This window comes from Nostoc sp. PCC 9305, assembly GCF_963920915.1.
Taxonomy (GTDB): Bacteria; Cyanobacteriota; Cyanobacteriia; order Cyanobacteriales; family Nostocaceae; genus Nostoc.
Genome location: NZ_CAWUDN010000061.1, coordinates 22,065 through 41,374, shown reverse-complemented (window position 1 = coordinate 41,374; position 19,310 = coordinate 22,065). Strand labels below are relative to the sequence as shown.

Annotated in this window: 19 protein-coding genes; 6 read left to right on the top strand and 13 right to left on the bottom strand. The window is 41.8% G+C overall.

Annotated features, from left to right (window positions below):
- Positions 1–5 precede the first annotated feature (5 nt).
- From ACM0OX_RS21930 to ACM0OX_RS21890, 9 genes are all read right to left on the bottom strand, one after another.
- Complete coding sequence (locus ACM0OX_RS21930; RefSeq protein WP_414517087.1) at positions 6–485, bottom strand: response regulator; 480 nt, start codon at positions 483–485, stop codon at positions 6–8.
- Entirely contained in the window at positions 482–2,740 is a 2,259-nt protein-coding gene (locus ACM0OX_RS21925; RefSeq protein WP_414517086.1) for an ATP-binding protein, read from the bottom strand. The genes ACM0OX_RS21930 and ACM0OX_RS21925 overlap by 4 nt, the downstream gene beginning before the upstream one ends.
- 298 nt (positions 2,741–3,038) lie before the next feature.
- Positions 3,039–3,266, bottom strand: coding sequence for an exodeoxyribonuclease VII small subunit (xseB, locus tag ACM0OX_RS21920; protein WP_414517085.1), 228 nt, complete (start codon positions 3,264–3,266; stop codon positions 3,039–3,041).
- A 276-nt stretch (positions 3,267–3,542) separates the two neighbouring features.
- Positions 3,543–4,775, bottom strand: coding sequence for an exodeoxyribonuclease VII large subunit (gene xseA / locus ACM0OX_RS21915; protein WP_414517091.1), 1,233 nt, complete (start codon positions 4,773–4,775; stop codon positions 3,543–3,545).
- Between the two features lie 61 nt (positions 4,776–4,836).
- Entirely contained in the window at positions 4,837–5,118 is a 282-nt protein-coding gene (locus ACM0OX_RS21910) for a type II toxin-antitoxin system RelE family toxin (RefSeq protein ID WP_289796253.1), read from the bottom strand.
- Positions 5,105–5,398, bottom strand: a complete 294-nt coding sequence (locus ACM0OX_RS21905; RefSeq protein WP_228012949.1) for a type II toxin-antitoxin system Phd/YefM family antitoxin — start codon at positions 5,396–5,398, stop codon at positions 5,105–5,107. The genes ACM0OX_RS21910 and ACM0OX_RS21905 overlap by 14 nt, the downstream gene beginning before the upstream one ends.
- Before the next feature lie 124 nt (positions 5,399–5,522).
- Complete coding sequence (locus tag ACM0OX_RS21900; protein WP_414517084.1) at positions 5,523–5,975, bottom strand: HNH endonuclease; 453 nt, start codon at positions 5,973–5,975, stop codon at positions 5,523–5,525.
- Positions 5,976–5,983: 8 nt separating this feature from the next.
- Positions 5,984–6,424, bottom strand: a complete 441-nt coding sequence (locus ACM0OX_RS21895) for a hypothetical protein (RefSeq protein ID WP_414517083.1) — start codon at positions 6,422–6,424, stop codon at positions 5,984–5,986.
- Between the two features lie 12 nt (positions 6,425–6,436).
- Positions 6,437–6,970: a hypothetical protein gene (locus ACM0OX_RS21890; RefSeq protein ID WP_414517081.1), complete on the bottom strand. Its 534-nt coding sequence runs from the start codon at positions 6,968–6,970 to the stop codon at positions 6,437–6,439.
- A 587-nt stretch (positions 6,971–7,557) separates the two neighbouring features.
- Here ACM0OX_RS21890 and recA point away from each other — a divergent pair.
- Entirely contained in the window at positions 7,558–8,637 is a 1,080-nt protein-coding gene (gene recA, locus ACM0OX_RS21885) for a recombinase RecA (protein WP_179068506.1), read from the top strand.
- Between the two features lie 379 nt (positions 8,638–9,016).
- Positions 9,017–9,340 (top strand): thioredoxin family protein, encoded by a 324-nt coding sequence (locus tag ACM0OX_RS21880; protein WP_414517080.1) that lies wholly within the window; start codon positions 9,017–9,019, stop codon positions 9,338–9,340.
- Here the strand turns inward: ACM0OX_RS21880 and ACM0OX_RS21875 are convergent.
- Entirely contained in the window at positions 9,327–9,560 is a 234-nt protein-coding gene (locus ACM0OX_RS21875) for a hypothetical protein (RefSeq protein ID WP_414517079.1), read from the bottom strand. The two genes, ACM0OX_RS21880 and ACM0OX_RS21875, sit on opposite strands and share 14 nt — an antisense overlap.
- 104 nt (positions 9,561–9,664) lie before the next feature.
- Positions 9,665–11,515: a S8 family peptidase gene (locus ACM0OX_RS21870; protein ID WP_414517078.1), complete on the bottom strand. Its 1,851-nt coding sequence runs from the start codon at positions 11,513–11,515 to the stop codon at positions 9,665–9,667.
- Between the two features lie 119 nt (positions 11,516–11,634).
- Between ACM0OX_RS21870 and ACM0OX_RS21865 the strand changes: the two genes are divergently transcribed.
- Positions 11,635–12,069 (top strand): hypothetical protein, encoded by a 435-nt coding sequence (locus ACM0OX_RS21865; protein WP_414517077.1) that lies wholly within the window; start codon positions 11,635–11,637, stop codon positions 12,067–12,069.
- Positions 12,070–12,399: 330 nt separating this feature from the next.
- Here the strand turns inward: ACM0OX_RS21865 and ACM0OX_RS21860 are convergent, their stop codons facing one another.
- Positions 12,400–15,285, bottom strand: a complete 2,886-nt coding sequence (locus tag ACM0OX_RS21860; RefSeq protein WP_414517076.1) for a choice-of-anchor D domain-containing protein — start codon at positions 15,283–15,285, stop codon at positions 12,400–12,402.
- Positions 15,286–16,195: 910 nt separating this feature from the next.
- Here ACM0OX_RS21860 and thiD point away from each other — a divergent pair.
- From thiD to ACM0OX_RS21845, 3 genes are all read left to right on the top strand, one after another.
- Positions 16,196–17,029 carry a bifunctional hydroxymethylpyrimidine kinase/phosphomethylpyrimidine kinase gene (thiD, locus tag ACM0OX_RS21855; protein ID WP_414517075.1) on the top strand — a complete coding sequence of 278 codons (834 nt, stop codon included), beginning with the start codon at positions 16,196–16,198 and terminating at the stop codon, positions 17,027–17,029.
- A gap of 199 nt (positions 17,030–17,228) precedes the next feature.
- Positions 17,229–17,837, top strand: coding sequence for a hypothetical protein (locus ACM0OX_RS21850; RefSeq protein WP_414517074.1), 609 nt, complete (start codon positions 17,229–17,231; stop codon positions 17,835–17,837).
- A gap of 360 nt (positions 17,838–18,197) precedes the next feature.
- Positions 18,198–18,536: a P-II family nitrogen regulator gene (locus ACM0OX_RS21845; protein WP_012410794.1), complete on the top strand. Its 339-nt coding sequence runs from the start codon at positions 18,198–18,200 to the stop codon at positions 18,534–18,536.
- Positions 18,537–18,688: 152 nt separating this feature from the next.
- Here the strand turns inward: ACM0OX_RS21845 and rdgB are convergent, their stop codons facing one another.
- Positions 18,689–19,264: an RdgB/HAM1 family non-canonical purine NTP pyrophosphatase gene (rdgB, locus tag ACM0OX_RS21840; protein ID WP_414517073.1), complete on the bottom strand. Its 576-nt coding sequence runs from the start codon at positions 19,262–19,264 to the stop codon at positions 18,689–18,691.
- Between the last annotated feature and the right edge of the window lie 46 nt (positions 19,265–19,310).

The following is a 19,310-nucleotide window of genomic DNA, read 5'->3' as shown; positions in this document are numbered from 1 at the left end:
TTTTATCATAAGGAATCCTGCGGGTAATCAGGCAATGTCGTTACTTCAAACCAATATTCCACGAGCATTTGAATATCTCTTTTCAGTTGAGCAAAATTGATTGGTTTAACAATATAGCTGTTGACACCATATTGATAGCATACTTCAATATCTTTAGGATTGTTAGAGGTAGTAAACACCACCACCGGAATCATCTTCAAGTTGTCATCCTGTTTAATCCGGCGTAACACTTCTCGTCCATCGGTTCCGGGTAGGTTCAAGTCAAGCACAATCAAGCCGGGACGGGACGCGCTTTCGCGTTCCACATAACTACCAGTGCGATAAAGAAAGGCTAAGGCTTGTTCTCCATTCATACATCTCTGAATAGCGATCGCAATGGTAGATCGCCCTAGAAATCGTTGCAGTGCCTCAAAGTCTTCATTGCTATCCTCGACAATTAAAAGTAGGGGCTTTTCCGGGATCGGAGGGGCTGAAATTTGAGTCATGTATTTGCCTCCGCCGACAGAGTAAAGTAAAACGTACTACCAACAGTTGGTGTAGATTCCACCCAGATTCTACCACCATGACGTTCCACGATTTTGCGGGCAATGGTTAACCCTACCCCAGTCCCACCGCCAAATTCGTCCCGTCCATGTAAGCGGCGGAAGATTTGAAAGATTTTGTCGAGATGCTCTTGAGAGATGCCAATGCCGTTATCACGAACGTAGAAAGTTAGAGAAGTAGAAGTAACTTTTCTGTCTCCATTTCCTTCAATAAAACCTATTTCGACCCATTTATCAGGTTTATCATTGTACTTAATAGCGTTGCTAATCAGGTTGCTGAAGAGTTCATTAATTTGAGCGCGATCGCCTTGAACGCTCTTCAGGGGTTGAGGAATGCGAAACTCAACTGCGCTCTGCGGTCGAGAAATAGTCAAGGTGGTGATTACCTGGGGTACTAACTCATACAGATGCACTGGTTGCCGGATCAGTTCGGCGCGTCCCAACCGTGAGAAATGGAGGAGGGAATTGATCAGGTCTTCCATTCGCTGCGTCAGCCGCACCAAGGTTTGCAGTTTCGCCATTCCATCGCTATCTAGTATGTCTGCATAGTCTTCCATTAAGAAGTTAGCATAGTTGTGAATGCCCCGCAGCGGTTCTTTGAGGTCATGGGAAGCAACGTAGGCAAAAGAATCAAGTTCTTCGTTACTCCGTTGTAATTCAAAATTCATCGATGCCAATTTATCTGCCTGCCGTAACACAACGCCCACAATCAGGCTTCGCAGTTCAGTAACCACCTCAATTTCGCAGGGTTTCCAGGGTAGGGCAGATCCTTGCACCGTTTCTTGCCATAATTCAAAGGATTTGCGAGGAGACATTCTGAAACTGCCATCTGAGAAAACTTCTACAGGCTTGTTGGGGTTGCCGCCCCAATTCACTGTTTGAATTACCTCTGGACGAAACCAGAGAATGTAATTGTGATGAACTTTGGAAATTTCCAGAGCTAAAACGCCACTAGCGATCGCTTTAAATGATTCGGCAGCAGGGTAATTTTTCGTGAGCGATCGCGTCTCAAACAAGTTATGATGCAGTTGAAGCTTAATCCAATCAAGTAAGGCGTGAATCTCCGACTCTGATGGGGTTTTACCCACTTGAATATACTGGTCGCCACTACAGATCGCCGCTCCTGTGGCGCTGACCAAATTGAGTAATTGAGATTTCATTTGCACCATGCCATCCAGGAAATACTCAGCCTGAGACAAGCCTTCCACAAATTTAGTTTGTAATGACTTTAATTGACTTTTGTAATCAATATCTTCACTTGCTTCTTTATTTGCCAGTTCCACAGACATCACCTGTCCAATGAACTCGCAGATGGTGCGGATATTGTAAGAAATATATTTGGGTGACGAATGGTGACAGGCAATCAATCCCCAAAGCTTTTGCTCGTGCATCAGAGAAATAGACATAGAAGCGGTCACGCCCATATTTTCCAGGTACTCTAGATGAATCGGAGAAACACTCCGCAACACCGAGAGACTGAGATCCAACGGTTGATTTGTTAAAGGATTGTTCGCTGGAATTAAGGTGACAGGCTGGTAGCTGGCATCTGGAATCAGCCGCAGCCAATTAAGGGTGTATAGCTGTCGGGCTTGCTTGGGAATATCAGAAGGCGGATAGTGTAAATCCAAATAGGGCGTTTCGTGATTGGTGTCTTCAGCGATGACACTGCCTGCCCCTTCGCGATCGAATCGATAGACCATGACGCGATCGAAGCCAGTAATTCGCCGGACTTCTGTCACCACAATCTGGCACATTTCTAGCAGCGTTGCTGCTTTCTGAATGCGGGTGATGGTTCCTCTTACCTGTTGATAGAAGTCAAAAAAGCCTGTTTTGTCCTTTGCTTTTTTCGGCTCTAATTCGAGAATAATAATAGTATCTAAATGATGGACAATGCCATCAAAATGAATTAATTTATTTTGATGTTTGATGGACAAATTGAGGGGATTAACGCTCTCAAAATCCTCTGCCAGACATTGTTGAATTAGTTTAATCTGCTTGACATTGAGTAAATCTGATAGCGGCTTGCCCAGCAATTCATCAGGTTGACGACCAACAACTTCCTGACTATTACTGCTCACCTGAAGGATTTCCAGGGTGGGATCTTGCAAAACTAGTAAAATCCCGTGAGGCTGGATCAAACTTGGAATGTGGATCGGTTCGCGATCGCAGTTTGTCAAATCAATGATCTCATCAGTCATTCTCTGTTTATCCAACTCCTCATTAGAACTCTGGCTTAAATAATTCGTAATTCGTAATTCGTAATTCGTAGTTACAGCAGTTTTCGCTCAAACCTGCCACAAAAATAAATCCTAAAACAAAGCCCAGCGTCCGGGGATTTAGACGCGATAAATCGCCGTCTCTACAAGTGTTTTGTTGCTCATTCTGAACTGTATTGCGTTATATCTAAGATTTTGAGTCCTGTATTTTGTACCTCACTTAAAAGCAAACTCCTGTATTCACACTACTAGCCTAGACTCAAACTAGAGTCTCCGGCATCTACTCTTGGCTTAATGTTTCAATCAACAAATCTACCTGCTGTTGTCGCTGCTGCAAAAAACCTTCGCACTGACGCAAATACTCTACAGCAGTTGCAAATTGGTCAAACACAGCTTCCAATTCCAATTCACCCGCCTCAATGCGAGTAATAATTCCCTCTATTTCAGCAACCTTCGCCTCATAATTCCAACCTTCCTCAGAAGTAGAAACACTCTTACGTTTAACCATTCAACTCTCTGCGTCCTTGGCGTCTTGGGGGTTCGTTTATCGTAAATTCAAGGGTTCAAGACCTCAACTGTCTTTAATTTTGAAGTAATGAGTAATAAGTAATGGGTATTAAGTATCTAAGCATAAATAAATTTAAAGTTTGTAGTAAGGACTTTAGTCCTGATAATCCTTGCTCTGAGCGATAAATCGCTCACTACAAACTAGGAGTTGATTTTATATTTAATTATGTCTACCTACTTACTCATTACTCATTACTCATTACTCATTACTCATTACTCATTTATTTATTTCCATAACCTTCACTTTAACCCCACCCTGCCCCAACTGAATCACTAACTCTTCTCCCACAGCTAACTCCGCCGCCGAACGAGCGATCGCTCCATTTTCCCTTCTCACCACCGCATAACCACGCTGCAACACCGCTTTCGGGTCAAGACTAGCCAACTTCTGCCGCAATAATTCTAAATGCTGTGTTGCTTGCTGCGATCGCCCCGTTGTAATTTGCACCAAATGCTGACGCTTCCAAGCTAGCTTTTCCACTTCCTGCTCCACTTGCCGATCTAACCGCAAACGTCGCAAACGGTTCCGCAATACTTGCAGTTTATTCTCAGCATTTTCCCTAAAGTCATGCACCGCCTCATGTAAAGCGACAACTCGCTGCCGATGCTCAGTATACAACTCTGAAAGTGCTGGTACAACCATTTCCGCTGCCGCAGTGGGTGTATGCACACATACATCTGCGACTAAATCTGCTAAAGATTCATCTCGTTGATGGCCGATCCCAGTAATTACAGGAATGGAACAACTAGCCAGCGATCGCACCACTCGTTCATCATTAAAACAAGCCAACTCTTCCACCGCGCCACCACCCCGCGATAAAATTAGCACTTCGGCACGACCATCTCTTTCCACTCGCTCAATTGCTTTGACGATAGATTCAGGCGCTTGCTCGCCTTGTACGGTCGCCGGAGAAAATAAAACGTGTAAACCTGGATACCTTTGCTTCAGGGTTTTTTGAATATCACCCCAAGCAGCAGCCGTTGGGGAAGTGACGACAGCGATCGTTTGGGGATGAGTGGGGAGCGATCGCTTTCTTTGCGCGTCGAATAACCCCTCAGCCAGCAAGCGATTTTTGAGTTGTTGATAGCGTAACGCCTGTAAACCAACACCAGCAGGTAGAGTTTGCCAAACTGATAACTGATACTCTCCCCGTTGCGGATAGACGCGAATGCTGCCCAAAATGATTATCTGTTCGCCAGGAACAGGCATTTGGGCGAGTTTTGGCAATTGGCTATTCCATACTACACACTTAATTCCGGCGCTGCGATCGGTATCTTGCAGCGTGAAAAACAACCCACTGCGATGGTTGTTAGCGCTAGAAACTTCGCCAGTTACCCAAACTTGGCGCAATCGTTCATCTTGCTCTAACAGCAAGCGGATATAGTCAGTTAATCCAGATACCGAAAGCGCCGTATCGAGTATCAGAGAGTCGGGAAGGTCGAGAGTCATCAAAGATGCCTGAAAGCATTTGTGCTGGAGCGATTCTAGCATTTTTAATGAAACCCGAAGTTTAACCGAGTAAACGCTTCAATCTTTTGTAAACATCATCATCATTGCGCTTACCGACTAAAATCACTTCTATTAAATCGCGATCGGGAAAATACCTGTAAATAATTCGATATTCACCACTATCAACTCGATATAAACCCTGATAACCAGATAGCTGCTCACTATCAGCGGGTAAAGGCTCAACATTCAAAGCTAAAACCTTTTTTGCAATCTGTGCTGCTATTTTAGGCTGTAAACCGTTCAGAAAATCAAGAACAGTTGCTAGACCATCAAGCTTCGCCATTAGCTAAATGCTCTAATGCAGATGTAAAAGCCTCTGTACCAATCATTTTGGAGTGACTCAGAGCAACTTCAGCAGCTTGACCGAAAACCATATCCTCTAATTCTTCCAGCCGATTCATTAATTTTTGGTAGCTCTCGGCTGAAATAATCACGTGGCTAGGCCGTGATTGCTTAGTTAGTAGAACTGGCTCAGTAGCAGCCTTGTCAAAAACCTCACCGTGTTTGTTACGAGCATCTGTGAGAGTGTAGGTCTGCATAGCAATTTTGACTATTTTAGACATTTTGACTATATTTTAGCAGATAACTCTTCTGAACTCAATTCTGGCTCAAGATAATACAGTGTTCATTATTGAATGTTAGATTTCCCAGCACACATCAAAGCAATAGATGATTACACTATTTGGTTTAATCTTTCAGAGACTGGAGTAACTGGCTAGGGCGTGCCATTTTCACAGCAAGATAAAGATTTGGATAGCGAACAAATATATAGTGTTCATATTTATACCAATGCATTTCACCCTTTTCTTTGTTACAAACCTGGCAAATGACCCATAAATTCCTGAATTCCATTGATAACCAAGGATACTGTGACCGAGGTAGCTTGTGATCTATCGTCTTGCCACCTTTGTCAGAGTAGTGAGATCCACAAATTGGACAATACCAGTTAGAATTTTCTCTCACCCAATCTTTACTTTCTTGAGTTGTTCCACACTCAAAATCACCATTAATATATCGCCAGTAATCGAATTTTCTATAAGTTTCAAAATCTTCATGAGTTAGCCTGTGATACCGCTTGTTGCCGATTGTATCCGCAAGCGCAAATAATTCTTTAAGTTCTTTATCTTCAATGTTAACCATATTTACCACTAAATTTTTACTGTTCTATATATCTTTTGGTTATGCTTCTTTTTATATTTAATATTGGTATTTTGACTAAAATCAATAAATTCCATCTCTGTCTCAGGAAACTGCTTATCTATTTCTTCTGCAACTTCATTAACTTTTTTAGATAATCTTTGGTTATACTTGTTTATTTCTTGATTAGTGAGATATTTATTACCAATCCTATCAGCCTCAATAAATAATTCTTCAAGTGTCAATTCTTCAACATGATAATTATCTATAAACTCCTCTATTTTTTGATAAAGATTAACAACATGATCCCAACCAATATTCTTGTAAAAGTTTTCTTTTAGCCAAATTTGGTCTTTCTCATGAAGCTTACTCCGATTCTTTGAGTTAGCGAGTTGAACAACCCGATAACTCATTCCTCTAAAATTCCTTTTTTTACCTTTTTGAGCAGCCATATATTCAGTGCTTTATCCTAAAGTCCATTGGAAAAAAGTAATTACTGCTTTCCGAATTTCACTATCTTCATATTTGAGGATTTGTTTAGTATTGATAGCTAGTTTAAGTTTAATTTGATCGACTAAATTTTTGAGAGATTTATTGTCTTTTTTGAGTTGTTCATTCACTTCTATTAAATTTTTGTTTTGAGAATATATTGTCTTGAGTTCAACTTCTAAAATGTTATTTCTCTGAGACAAGCTTTTAATTTCAGCATCGTATTTTTCTCTTTCCTGTTTCGGATAATTTTTAACTTGGTCAATTTTGGTAGCATACTCCTGCTCCATTAACTCAATTTCTTTAGTTTTCTTAGTTACCAGACCTTTCTGGGCCGCTTGAAGACGCTGACGCTTAATTAATTCAGAACCAGCAAAACGCGAAATAGCTCTACGAATGATAATCTCATCGGGATTGGTACTAAAGTCAATTACTTCCAAAGCACGCATAGCGTCTGCTTTTGTCCATGCCTCACTTTCAAGTAGCTTAATAGCCTGTGACTTATTCACGTTTGCTTAGAATAATAAATGTGATTTATGTCACAATTTTATCAGTATATAATTTCCATGCCAACAGGCTCTCTTTAACAGGACTTACGCAAAATCATGAAAAAACGAACCACAGAGGGCGCAGAGGACACGGAGAAATAAGAGTTTCAGAAAGCTCTTGCGTAAGTCCTATTTAAGAAGAACGCCAACTTTACTGAACTTATCGATGTCGGGGACTACTACGGTTTATGTTGTGAGTGAGCAAAATTCAACGGTTTATTGATCGCGTGGCGTTGTACTAAGTTTTTATCTCTCCAAAATCAAGCAGTCTAACTATGTACACGGCGTCAGGTAAGTTGTTTAGGTAATTTTTTCTTTGAAAACCCTTGCTTACCTAGCTAAAAAAAGCTATCTCTGAATGCAAGTTGGTATCATTGTGCAAAACTACCCTAATCTGGTAGCGATCGAGTTACGATCTTGTCACACCCCTTTTTTGATTTGAGAAGTCCTATTCCAGAATTTTCTGGTTAAAATAGTATATCTGTTCTACTCAAACTCCGACACCAACACTCCTTAAAACCATATATTAAGAGGCATTAGAGACAGGAATGGCTATCAACACCGATACTTCTGGCAAGCAAAAAGCACTGACTATGGTGCTAAACCAGATTGAGCGCAGCTTTGGTAAAGGAGCAATCATGCGCCTAGGCGACGCTACCCGGATGCGGGTGGAAACAATTTCTAGTGGAGCGCTTACCCTAGATTTAGCATTAGGTGGTGGTTTACCCAAAGGTCGGGTAATTGAAATTTATGGCCCAGAAAGTTCTGGTAAAACTACAGTAGCGCTACATGCGCTAGCCGAAGTGCAAAGAAATGGCGGTATTGCTGCCTTTGTTGATGCAGAACACGCCCTCGATCCCACTTATGCTGCGGCATTGGGTGTAGATATTGACAATTTGCTGATTTCTCAACCTGACACTGGCGAATCAGCTTTGGAAATTGTCGATCAGCTGGTTCGCTCTGCTGCGGTTGATATTGTAGTTATAGATTCAGTAGCAGCACTGGTTCCCCGTGCTGAAATTGAAGGCGATATGGGTGATGCTCACGTTGGTCTGCAAGCGCGGTTAATGAGCCAAGCCCTACGTAAAATTACTGGCAATATTGGTAAATCTGGTTGTACAGTAATTTTCATCAACCAGTTACGGCAAAAAATCGGTGTTACTTACGGTAGCCCAGAAACGACTACTGGCGGTAACGCATTGAAATTTTACGCTTCGGTGCGTTTGGATATTCGTCGGATTCAAACCTTGAAAAAAGGTACAGATGAATATGGTAATCGGGTTAAAGTCAAAGTCGCCAAAAATAAAGTAGCGCCGCCTTTTAGAATAGCGGAATTTGACATTATTTTTGGTAAAGGTATTTCTACCTTGGGTTGTGTTGTTGACCTAGCAGAAGAAACTGGCATTATTATCCGCAAAGGAGCTTGGTATAGTTACAACGGCGATAATATCTCCCAAGGACGAGACAACGCCATTAAGTATCTAGAAGAAAAGCCTGAATTTGCTGAGGAAATTAAGAAACTGGTGCGTGAAAAGCTAGATAAAGGCGCTGTTGTTTCTGCTAACTCCGTAGCTAAAGCCAGTGAAGAAGATGAAGAGGAAGATGTCGATTTAGAGCCAGAAGAATAAAAAATGTGGATTTATTAATCTGCAATTGCTAATAGATGGTGCGTTACAAAGAAAGCTAACGCACCTTATTTTTTATCTTTTTTATCGAAATTTGGATATTGTTAAATACAAGCTTAAATTCAGATAGTGAATAGATTTCGACTGATTTTCACATCCTACTTGATATTTTGGCGTAGGAGAGGCTGCGCGTAGCTTGCTTCCATGTAGTGGTACTACTTGACTCAGCGACCATCGTATTGACAGACTACTATTAGGGAAAAAGGATAAAAATACTGGATCGGGGTTTCAGCCTGAGATTGACACTAATGACCAGCTATATGGTAATATTTCATGGCATTATGCTAAAAAACTTTGTTTATAATCAAAGAGTAGCCAACCCATGAGTTTAGCTGTAATTAAGTTCTCTTCAGAAGAGTGCGGCATCTGCCACAAAATGTCTTTTTATGACAAAAAGGTGGCTGAAGAACTGGGTTTAGAATTTATCGATGTAAAAATGCAAGATACGACTGCTTACCGCAAGTATCGCAAGATTTTATTGACTCAATATCCCGATAAATTAGAAATGGGATGGCCTACTTACATCATCTGCAATTCTCCAGAGGGAGAATTTCAGATTGTTGGTGAAGTGAAAGGAGGCCATCCCAAAGGGGAGTTTAGAAGCCGTCTGCAAGAGGTTCTGGATTCCACAGCTAATCAGAACTAATTATCTCAAAAGATTTGACCTCTAAGGCAGGGCCAATCATGGCAGTTGTCATGATATCTTCACGCACCTGTCCTTTAACTTTTGCTTTTTGTCCGGCTTTGAGTAAGTCTTTGTCAGCCCCTCTAAGGATTTCGTAAGTAACGCCCTCTTCTGTAACTAACGCCCATGCGCCTGTACCAATATCACGACGTTCGACTGTACCTGTAAGTGTAATGCTCATAACAGTTCTGAGTGCTGAGTGGGGAGTAGGAAATTAGTAGAGACGCGATTAATCGCGTCTCTACAAGAGTTAGGAGTTATAAAAATTGATTTCCCATTCTCAATTTACGCAATTTTTTCTTCATTTTTCAATGCTAAACGAACAAGTCCATAACAGACTAGGGCATTAGCAATGAGGAAGAGGCGTGCTATGTTACCACTTCCCAATCCCCAAACTGCCGGCTCGAAAAACGCACTTGTAGTTAAGCACGCGGCTATACCTAAAGTTGAACCAATGGCAAACCATTTCCAACTAGGATGTCCCAGCAGCAATGCCATCAACACAATGGGAATCAGTACACTGGCAAATATAGGATTCAAGGCATCAGTTCCCTGGAGAGTATTGCCCAATTCGGGAATTGAACTGCCCAAAACCCGGAAAGGCCATTGGGGAAGATCAAAAATATAGATTCCCTTGAGGAAGAATAACCCAGAACTGCCAGCAATTAGTCCACTAGATAAAGACCAACTCCAAGTGAAGGGGAAGTAAACGCGTAAAAACCAAGCCAGCAGATAGGAACCAACTACCATTAAAACCTTGGGTAACAGTGCTACCGCACCACCATCAATCCAAAAGCCGGGGTTAAGATAGCCGCTATCCCGTAACCAGCGGAAGAAATCTGGAAAACTGATTTGTCCGCTAAAGGCTAGTTTGACTGCTGCTTCTGCATTGAGTTGTCCAGCACCATAATAGTTCAAACCATCATCCTGAATGACTCGTGCTGACTGCTTGAGGACTTTTAAAACTTCATCTGGTTCTTTGATGCCAGCAGCTTTAATTAATGCTGCAACCCCAGCAACGTGGGGAGCAGCCATACTTGTACCCTGAAAACCCAGAAATACCCCTTCGCCCTTTTCGTCGATAGTTTCCTGGAGAATCTTACCAGCTTCACTACCACCTGGAGCAGAGATATCTACCCCTGCACCAAAGTTAGAATAGGGCGCTCTTTCGCCATCTGGGCCAATTGCCGAAACGCCTATGACGTAGGGATAGCGGGCTGGATAGCTTGCTCCATTGGCGTTTTCATTGCCGGCTGCGGCAATAATAACAACACCTTTTCTATGGGCATACTCGATCGCTTGTTTCATCAGCTGGCTTTCACCACCACCACCCAAGCTCATATTAATTACATCTGCACCTTTATCAGCAGCAAATTTAATCGCTTCGGCAATATCGGCAACGGTACCACCGCCATAAGAACTGAGTACCTTCAGCGGCATCAGACTAGCTTCGTAGGCAATTCCAGCGACGCCATATTTATTATTTGTGGCTTGGGCAATAGTTCCGGCAACATGAGTACCGTGGCCGTTATCGTCTGTGGCTTCTTCTCGGTCGTTAACAAAATCATAGCCCTTGACGAATTTTGTCTCATACAAGTCGCGAACTTTGGTAATTCCGGTGTCAATAACTGCGACTGTGATGCCACTGCCTTTAGTTTGACTCCATGCGCCTTCAATACCGATTTTGTGCAAGTTCCACTGCTTGCTGTAATATTGGTCATTAGGGCCAGTTAATGAAGGACTTGTTTCTTCATCTTCTTGAGGTGTTAAAAATTCACCTAGCCAAGCGGTTTTACCTGGTTGGGGAATCTTGTTGTAGATATAGTTTGGTTCAATGAATTCTGTCGCTTGGGCAAACTGAGATTTTTTCAGTTCTTGGAGCCGTTGGCGATCGCCCTTGATAATATACACATTATCTTTTTTGGAAAACTTGTTGTCTAATTGGGGTGTAACGTTGTATTGTTTGGCGATCGCTTGCAAATCTTGTTCCACCACAGATGATGGAATATCTTCCCGAAAATCAAGCAAAATCGTCTCAAACTCTCCTTTCGCTGCCAATCCCTGAAAATTCAGGAAACCAAATATGGCAGCTCCCAGCCCAATGACAAACAAGCACAATAATATAAGTTTTCTCATATTAACTCATCACCGCTTTTTGCCAGTTTGCTCATACCATAACTTATCTGCGCCCCTTGTTGGTAGATTTTGCACTTTTAGTTACAAGTTTCACTCAGGACTGAGGATTTTTTTAAACGATGGAACGTGGTCTTTTGTGGTTGCCGCTGTTAGTAATGTTTTTCTGGTTGGCTTGGCAAGGCTCGAAGGAGTATCAAAAAGTCGAAGCCTATCGCATCTGGGCAGAGCAATTTGAACGGGCCAAGTATGATATTTATGCTGTATTAGGTCAAAAAGAAAACAATATCACTTGGGGAAAACCGACGCCTCAAGGGCCGATTAAACTAGAAACATTCTCCTTGCTTGATATTAAACAAATCCAGCTTTTAGTAGATGAAAAATTAGTAGATGTAAACAATCCACCGGAGAAAGGTCGTTCCATAGAATTAGAATTTCTATTTTCCGAATCCACTAACTCAGTGCGGGTTCCCTTTACAGAAATCCCTTTGGCAGCAGAATGGGGGAAGTTTTTGCAGGGGCGATTACAAGACTTGCGATCGCAACCACAGCAGTAGTTATATTAAAACTATAAGTTCCAAATAAGACGGCTATTTCTGGTCAAAAAGTTAGATCGCTAGTGGTGATATTATTCATGGGCAACCACGTTTTTATTGGAAGGATGTTTTTTAGAATAGCTTTTACTTGACTACTATTTATTAAACATCTCCATAAATTCAATATACGTTATCCAAAACCTTTATAGAGACGTAGCCGTGCTACATCTCTACATTCTTTTTCTACCAGATGTTTATTGCGCCCCTATGGATGTGGTCTATCTAATTGAAAGCCGTCTTAAAACTCGATTCATGTTTGGATTATACTTTCACTCAGTTGACCCGACCCAGCTATGCTTGAATGATGAAGTCAGAGGCAGTAACATAGGGCGCACCAGTAAGTTGTGCAAATTGACCACCACTGCCGAAACCAGCAGCGCTGCCATTTTGATTGTAAAATAACTGCCCAGTTGTACGATCGTAGACAATTACAGCATTGCTAAGTGCCCCTAAACTGCTGATTTGAAAATCATTGGCGTTACTAAAACCCGTTCCCACAACAGAAGTAATAGCAGTAAAGGTGGTCTTATCGAGGATAATCTTATCACCTTGAGAGCGATTGAAGTCAGCGATAGTATCAATACCGACAACAGCGCTATTAAAGATGGAATTGGTGTCGTAGAGGAAAGAGTCAGCACCTGTACCACCCACAAGAGTATCATTGCCTTGTCCACCAATCAGAAGATCGTTGCCAGTACCACCCCGCAGCAGGTCGTCACCACCACTGCCATCGATTGTATCATTACCCCCTTGACCATTAATCACATCATTAGAAGCGTAAAAACCGCTGATGTTATTGTTCAAGTCATTGAGGAAGGTGACAGTGTTTGCGGTGGAAATATACGCTTGAGTGGAATTGGCATTAATCACATCAAAGCTTTTGGTAATACTCGTTTCTCCGTCAAATATGATATTGCCGATGGCAGGTCTTGTTGTCGATGCGGCTAAGTTGTCTAGGTTTTCTAACTTAAAGTTTTGCAGAGTGACTTTGGTATTAGCCACATTTCCAAAGCTGACTTCTAAATTGCTGCCATTTTGAGTTAATTGCAGATTTCTCGCAGTCAATTCAGTCCCAATAAATTGCAAGGTGTCTATCTTGGCAACCACCGCAGCTGAAGGGTTGGAACTAGTACCTACACCACCAAAGTCAGTGATGCTGTAATTGCCATCGCCTCGTCGGATAGTAAAGGTGTCATTGGAGTTAGTGCCATTGAGAACTTGAATTTCCGGGACAGGAGCAGGTCTGACTGTGCCACTAATGGCAAAGTCAAAGGGGCTTTCATCAATATCGTTGTTGTTTAAACTGAAGCTGCCACTATAGCTGCCGGATGTAGTGGGATTGAGTGCCACTGATATGACAGTAGAAGCATTAACAGCCACGCTCGTTGGAAGAGTTCCGACCAAACTAAATCCGTCGGGAAGTTTAAGACTACTCAACTTCAATGCGCCTGTACCGGTGTTCTTGATGGTAAAGGTTTTGGTCAAGCTGTCACCAACAGTCGTTTCACCAAAGTTAATGGCAGTGGTATTGCCATCTGTAATGTTAACAGTGCCATTGAGAACTTGAATTTCCGGGGTACTAACTGTGCCACTAATGGCAAAGTCAAAGGGGCTTTCATTAATATCGTTGTTGTTTAAACTGAGGCTGCCACTATAGATGCCGGGTGTAGTGGGGTTGAGTGCCACCACTATATTGGTAGAAGCATTGACAGCCAGGCTCGTTGGAAGAGTTCCGACCAAACTAAATCCGTCGGGAAGTTTAAGATTACTCAGGTTGAGTACAGCTATACCGGTGTTCTTGATAGTAAAGGTTTTGCTTAAGGGTTCACCAACAAGGGTCTCGCCAAAGTTAATAGCGGTGTTGCCATCAATAATATTAACTGTGCCATTGAGAACTTGAATTTCTGGGGTTTTGCTAGAGCTACGGGGAGCTTCGTATGCACCAATATCAATGACTGTACTGCCATTCCCATCACCATCCTGAGGAGTCTTCTTAGTGATGCTATTGAAGCCATTAGAACCACCATCAATCGCAACACTTTCAGGTTTGAGTGCAAAATTTCTTTTGTCTGCATCAACAAATAGAGGATCTTGACCCAAAAGATTCTGTAGCCCTGTAGCGTTTAAATTATCTGAAGCTTGGAATAGGTTCGAGTTATAAACAAGATTGCGATCGAAGGTGACATTTGTGGCATACTTAATTCTGTTAGCATTTTGATTGTCGCTTGCATACAAAATGTTGTTGTAGACACGGACATTTTCCGAGTAAGTAACACCAATCTCTCCAGAATCTGTAAGAACTTGGGCATTCTTGTAAGCGGTGTTGTTGATAACATCAACATTGGTAGCTTTAAAAACATTAATACCTGCACCTCCATTGTTGTAAGTGATGTTATTTGCAATTAATGCCTTACCTGTATATGCCACATTATCTTTGCTGACATCGGTAGTATCAAGCATAATCCCATGTCCCTCAGTGATTTTGTCAGTGCCTCCTGCTTTCCACGGAATTAAACTTTGGTTATCATAGACAATGTTGTCTCGAAAAATCATTCTGTAGTCAGTGGTATTGTTATCAAAATTAAAACTGTGAAGAGAGGTTATTCCCTGATTGCCGTGAGGGGAATACCAAGCGTTTCCAGATACAATATTTTTCTCAACAGTTATATAGTCTGAATTACTGAATGCTATGCCTGCACCTGGAAAGTTACGGATTGTGTTACCAGTGATGACAATATGATGGGGATTAGTACCACCTACACCATCAGCGTTTTTCCATGCATTAACAGCAATACCATTACTATTAGTCAAGGGGTTATTAAGGTTGTCCTTCTCTTGTAAGGCATATTCGAGAGTGATGTTGTCTCGATTGCCTTTTATATCAAGTCCTTCAATCCGCACGTAGGATGAACTCAATATATTAATGCCACTTCCCGTTGTTGTTATCGTAGGCGTAGCCCCTGGATAAGCTTTTATTGTTGTCCAGTTATCTGGTGAGCCATTCAAGTTGAAAACCGTAACCCCTTTCATTTGATAATTTCCATTCATCACGTAGAGCGTGTCGCCTGCTTTCATCTCATACACGGCTCTACCCAAGCTGAGAAATGCAGATTCTTCGTTTAAGCCATTATTTTTATCACTACCTGTTGCAGAAACGTAATATGTATTGCCAGCCATCTGTTTACTCCGAATATGTGTAAGGGAAATTGTTAGTACAATCTGTGCAACTTTCTTCAGTTGCTAAGTAGTTATTTGAATGAGTCATTTATCTGCACTGTTAAGAACAGTCACAGTTATCCGATCGCGACTTAAAATCGCGTCGATTGTAGAAACGCTGTTGTCAAACTGAAAAATTTTTCTCCTGTCAACCGTTAATGGTTAAATCAGGAATATCAATACCGTCAATAGTCAGACTTTTGTTGAGATTAATTGAACGATTAGTGCGTAGATGCTTCTACTCCAGACTTCATCTTTAGCAGCTGCGTAGGCATAGCCTATCGTAGATATTGCTGCTCCTTGTAAACCAGCTTTAGCATCTTTTTTTTCAATAAAACGATCGTATTTGGCATAGTAATTCCTCTGAACTTTATGCGTTGTTTTAGGTCAGGAGGTTGCCAAATCTGCATGGTAAAATTCACCCTTAGCTGATAACTGGGGACTTAAAGTTAAAGCGATCGAAGTTAAATTGGTTGAAACTTTAGTTAGGTTAACCCTTTAACTTAAGGGGACTAATGTAACAACTTAGTTGAACCTGTTTTAAGCGGTGTAACTGAGCGTTGTGAACTTAATTAAAACTAACCTTTACAAATAGCACTTGGTATCAGTAAAACTCCTGAACATGGTAAGTTTTTTTACAACAAAATTCAAAAAACTATGGGTATGTCTGGTGGAGTTCTATTTATTTCCAGAGTGATATGAGAATAAAAAGCGCCTTGTGCAAGGATTTGATGAAGTTTCTCTAAATAATTCAGAACTCTCAAGTCAGGTTGTGGTTGCGATCGCTCTGGAAGAAAGAGGATTTTAGCCTAGTTCATCAATCTTTGAGATAGTTTGGTTTGATGACACCAACTTACTTAATCTTCATAATATGAACGCTGAAATAAACTCCAGAATACCTGTTGCTTTAACCATTGCTGGTTCAGATAGCGGTGGCGGTGCAGGAATTCAAGCTGACTTACGTACCTTTGCTTTTCACTGTGTCCACGGTACTAGTGCTATAACCTGCGTCACGGCACAAAACACTCTAGGAGTGAAGAGAGTTGACGCTATGCCAACAGAGGCTGTTGTGGCGCAAATTCAGGCAGTAGTTGAGGATATTGGCGTACAAGCTGCCAAAACTGGAATGTTGCTCAATCAGGAAATTATTTTTGCTGTTGCCCAGCAAGTGGAAGCTTTACAAATCAATAATCTAGTCGTCGATCCAGTAATGGTGTCACGCACGGGAGCACAATTGATTAATGATGATGCTGTCAAGACTCTGTGCCATGCCCTGATTCCCAAAGCGGTTATGATTACGCCCAATCGCTATGAAGCCGAGATTTTGAGCGGTTTACAAATTAATTCTTTAGAGGATATGCAAGCCGCTGCTGAAATCATTCACAAGACTTTAAAGACGAAGGTTGTTTTAGTCAAAGGCGGAGGTATGCAGGGAGATTTGCGTGGCGTTGATATCTGGTTTGATGGGGACAAGTTGGAAGTTTTGACTTGCCAGCAAATAGAGACAAAAAATACCCACGGTACTGGTTGTACACTATCGGCTGCGATCGCTGCTAATCTAGCTAAAGGAAAAGATTTGTGGCACGCAGTGCAACAGGCAAAGGAATATGTGACTACCGCACTCACTCACGCCCTAGATATTGGCGAAGGGCAAGGCCCTGTGGGACACTTCTTCCCATTGTGGAGACTAGGGACTAGAGACTAGGGATTAGGGATTGGAGACTGGGCATTGGGGATGTGGACTAGAGAAAAGTTTTCTCAGTACCTCATCCCCAATGCCCAAATAAAAAATCTTTGCCCTTTCGGTATTTTTCTATTATTCTTGGGCATAGTTTCAGGGGTGACTATCTCTGTTAGCATCTCTGTACGATCTAATTACTTTGATTTTTAATACCAAGCCCCCGATGCGAACAACCATAGGTTCTGTTCACAGAAATTCGCCAACACCGAGTACTCAAGCCTACCCTCCCTCTGTACCACTATCTGTATACAGGGAATTGTCAACAGAGTTGCAAGCAGCACAGGCGAGGCTAAACGCACTCACCACCCAAAATCAGCAACTAACGCAAGAAAATCAGCTATTACGCCAAGAAATTACCAAAGTCGTTGAGTCTTTTTCTCGTTTGCAAAATTTTGTGGATTCCCATACTACAGCTAATTATCCCCAAGCTAACCAAGCTTCTGGTGACGTTAAAAGTGCCGCCAAACGGCCAGTAACACAACCGCGTTCACCTCAGCAGGTTTCTCGTTCGCGTCCATCTGTTGTATCCAAACAACCAGCCGAAAAAAGCCGCCGCCAAGACTTTTCTGCACCTGTAATGGAAATGAATTTTCCGGTATCAGAACCAGTTTTTATAGAAGAGCAACAAGTCAGTTACTATTCCACTACTGAGCCAGATGTCAAGGGACTCAATGGCTGGTGGTTAATTATTACGATCTTGTTAATCATGCTGACTGCCTTTAGTGCTGGATATTTCGTCGTGCGTCCCTTGTTTGAACACCAGAAACGTTAGTTGACATTTCCACAGTCAGCAGCAGTAGCAGGCTTTCGGGCAACCGTATAATTTGGCTGCAATCACTCTCTAAATATCCAAACAAATCTGCTAAATGGTGGAAACGATCTATTTTTAGGTTATAAAAGCTACATAAAATGCTAAATTGACAGCAACTTCTTTATGTTAGAACCTCAAAGATTATCCAATTAATAAATCCTTGCCGCTTTTTATGTCATAAACCCTCAAGTAAAGCACTCACACTTTAAAAAAGTTGTAATTATTACATATTTTTTAGGAAAAGCACCGCTAGTTACAGCTTCAGACAGCGGATCTGGTTAGATATATAAACGAAGCTAGTAGAAGTCAGGAGTAAAGAAGATGAAAAAAGTAGAAGCTATTATCCGCCCATTTAAGCTAGATGAGGTGAAAATTGCTTTAGTTAACGCTGGTATTGTTGGCATGACTGTTTCTGAAGTCCGGGGGTTCGGACGCCAGAAAGGTCAAACTGAACGGTATCGTGGTTCTGAGTACACAGTTGAGTTTCTGCAAAAACTCAAAGTGGAAATCGTAGTTGATGACAATCAGGTTGATATGGTGGTAGACAAAATCATTGCTGCTGCCCGCACTGGTGAAATCGGCGATGGTAAAATTTTCATCTCGCCTGTTGAGCAAGTGATTCGGATTCGCACTGGCGAAAAGAACACAGAAGCAGTTTAAAAAAGTTATGAGTTAAGAGTTAAAAGTTATGAGTTGTGAGTCTGGACTAATGAATGAAGATTTAGCAGAATTCATAACTCCTAACTCTTGTACAGACGCGATTAATCGCGTCTCTCCTAACTCTTGTACAGACACGATTAATCGCGTCTCTCCTAATTCTTCACTCTCTCTAGTTGCGGAAGTAAAGCTGTAAAAGCCTTACCTCGATGGCTAATTGACCCTTTTAATTCCCGTGTCATCTCAGCAAAGGTCAATTGCAACTCTGGCACATAAAAAATTGGATCGTAGCCGAAACCACTATCACCACGAGGTGCGTGGAGAATTTCGCCGCGACAAATACCTTCAGATTGTAATACGATCGCACCATCAGGACGAGCGATCGCTACTGCACAAACAAATTGAGCTTGCCGATTTACTTCGTTGCCTAATTCTTTCAATAGCCTAGCAATCCGTTCTGAGTCGGTTTTGGCATAACGTGCAGAATACACCCCTGGTGCGCCATTTAGGGCATCTACTTGCAAGCCAGAATCATCAGCAATTGCCCAGTTTCCCGTAGCTTTAGCAATTTGTGATGCTTTCAGACAAGCGTTAGCGGCAAAAGTTTCGCCCGTCTCTTCAATTTCCAATTCTTCAGGTTTAAGGGTTAATTCCCAACCAGAATTTTCCAGATAAGCTTGCATTTCCCGCAACTTACCTGGATTTCCTGTGGCTACTACAAGTAATGTCATGAATTACAAATTATTAGTTAGGAGTTAGGAGCGATCAGTTATGAGT

Excerpts from the sequence above, each read along its gene's own strand:
- ACM0OX_RS21930 (WP_414517087.1), bottom strand. The coding sequence starts at position 485 with ATGACTCAAATTTCAGCCCCTCCGATCCCGGAAAAGCCCCTACTTTTA.
- ACM0OX_RS21925 (WP_414517086.1), bottom strand. The coding sequence starts at position 2,740 with ATGACTGATGAGATCATTGATTTGACAAACTGCGATCGCGAACCGATC.
- xseB (WP_414517085.1), bottom strand. The coding sequence starts at position 3,266 with ATGGTTAAACGTAAGAGTGTTTCTACTTCTGAGGAAGGTTGGAATTAT.
- xseA (WP_414517091.1), bottom strand. The coding sequence starts at position 4,775 with ATGACTCTCGACCTTCCCGACTCTCTGATACTCGATACGGCGCTTTCG.
- ACM0OX_RS21910 (WP_289796253.1), bottom strand. The coding sequence starts at position 5,118 with ATGGCGAAGCTTGATGGTCTAGCAACTGTTCTTGATTTTCTGAACGGT.
- ACM0OX_RS21905 (WP_228012949.1), bottom strand. The coding sequence starts at position 5,398 with ATGTCTAAAATAGTCAAAATTGCTATGCAGACCTACACTCTCACAGAT.
- ACM0OX_RS21900 (WP_414517084.1), bottom strand. The coding sequence starts at position 5,975 with ATGGTTAACATTGAAGATAAAGAACTTAAAGAATTATTTGCGCTTGCG.
- ACM0OX_RS21895 (WP_414517083.1), bottom strand. The coding sequence starts at position 6,424 with ATGGCTGCTCAAAAAGGTAAAAAAAGGAATTTTAGAGGAATGAGTTAT.
- recA (WP_179068506.1), top strand. The coding sequence starts at position 7,558 with ATGGCTATCAACACCGATACTTCTGGCAAGCAAAAAGCACTGACTATG.
- ACM0OX_RS21880 (WP_414517080.1), top strand. The coding sequence starts at position 9,017 with ATGAGTTTAGCTGTAATTAAGTTCTCTTCAGAAGAGTGCGGCATCTGC.
- ACM0OX_RS21875 (WP_414517079.1), bottom strand. The coding sequence starts at position 9,560 with ATGAGCATTACACTTACAGGTACAGTCGAACGTCGTGATATTGGTACA.
- ACM0OX_RS21870 (WP_414517078.1), bottom strand. The coding sequence starts at position 11,515 with ATGAGAAAACTTATATTATTGTGCTTGTTTGTCATTGGGCTGGGAGCT.
- ACM0OX_RS21865 (WP_414517077.1), top strand. The coding sequence starts at position 11,635 with ATGGAACGTGGTCTTTTGTGGTTGCCGCTGTTAGTAATGTTTTTCTGG.
- ACM0OX_RS21860 (WP_414517076.1), bottom strand. The coding sequence starts at position 15,285 with ATGGCTGGCAATACATATTACGTTTCTGCAACAGGTAGTGATAAAAAT.
- thiD (WP_414517075.1), top strand. The coding sequence starts at position 16,196 with ATGAACGCTGAAATAAACTCCAGAATACCTGTTGCTTTAACCATTGCT.
- ACM0OX_RS21850 (WP_414517074.1), top strand. The coding sequence starts at position 17,229 with ATGCGAACAACCATAGGTTCTGTTCACAGAAATTCGCCAACACCGAGT.
- ACM0OX_RS21845 (WP_012410794.1), top strand. The coding sequence starts at position 18,198 with ATGAAAAAAGTAGAAGCTATTATCCGCCCATTTAAGCTAGATGAGGTG.
- rdgB (WP_414517073.1), bottom strand. The coding sequence starts at position 19,264 with ATGACATTACTTGTAGTAGCCACAGGAAATCCAGGTAAGTTGCGGGAA.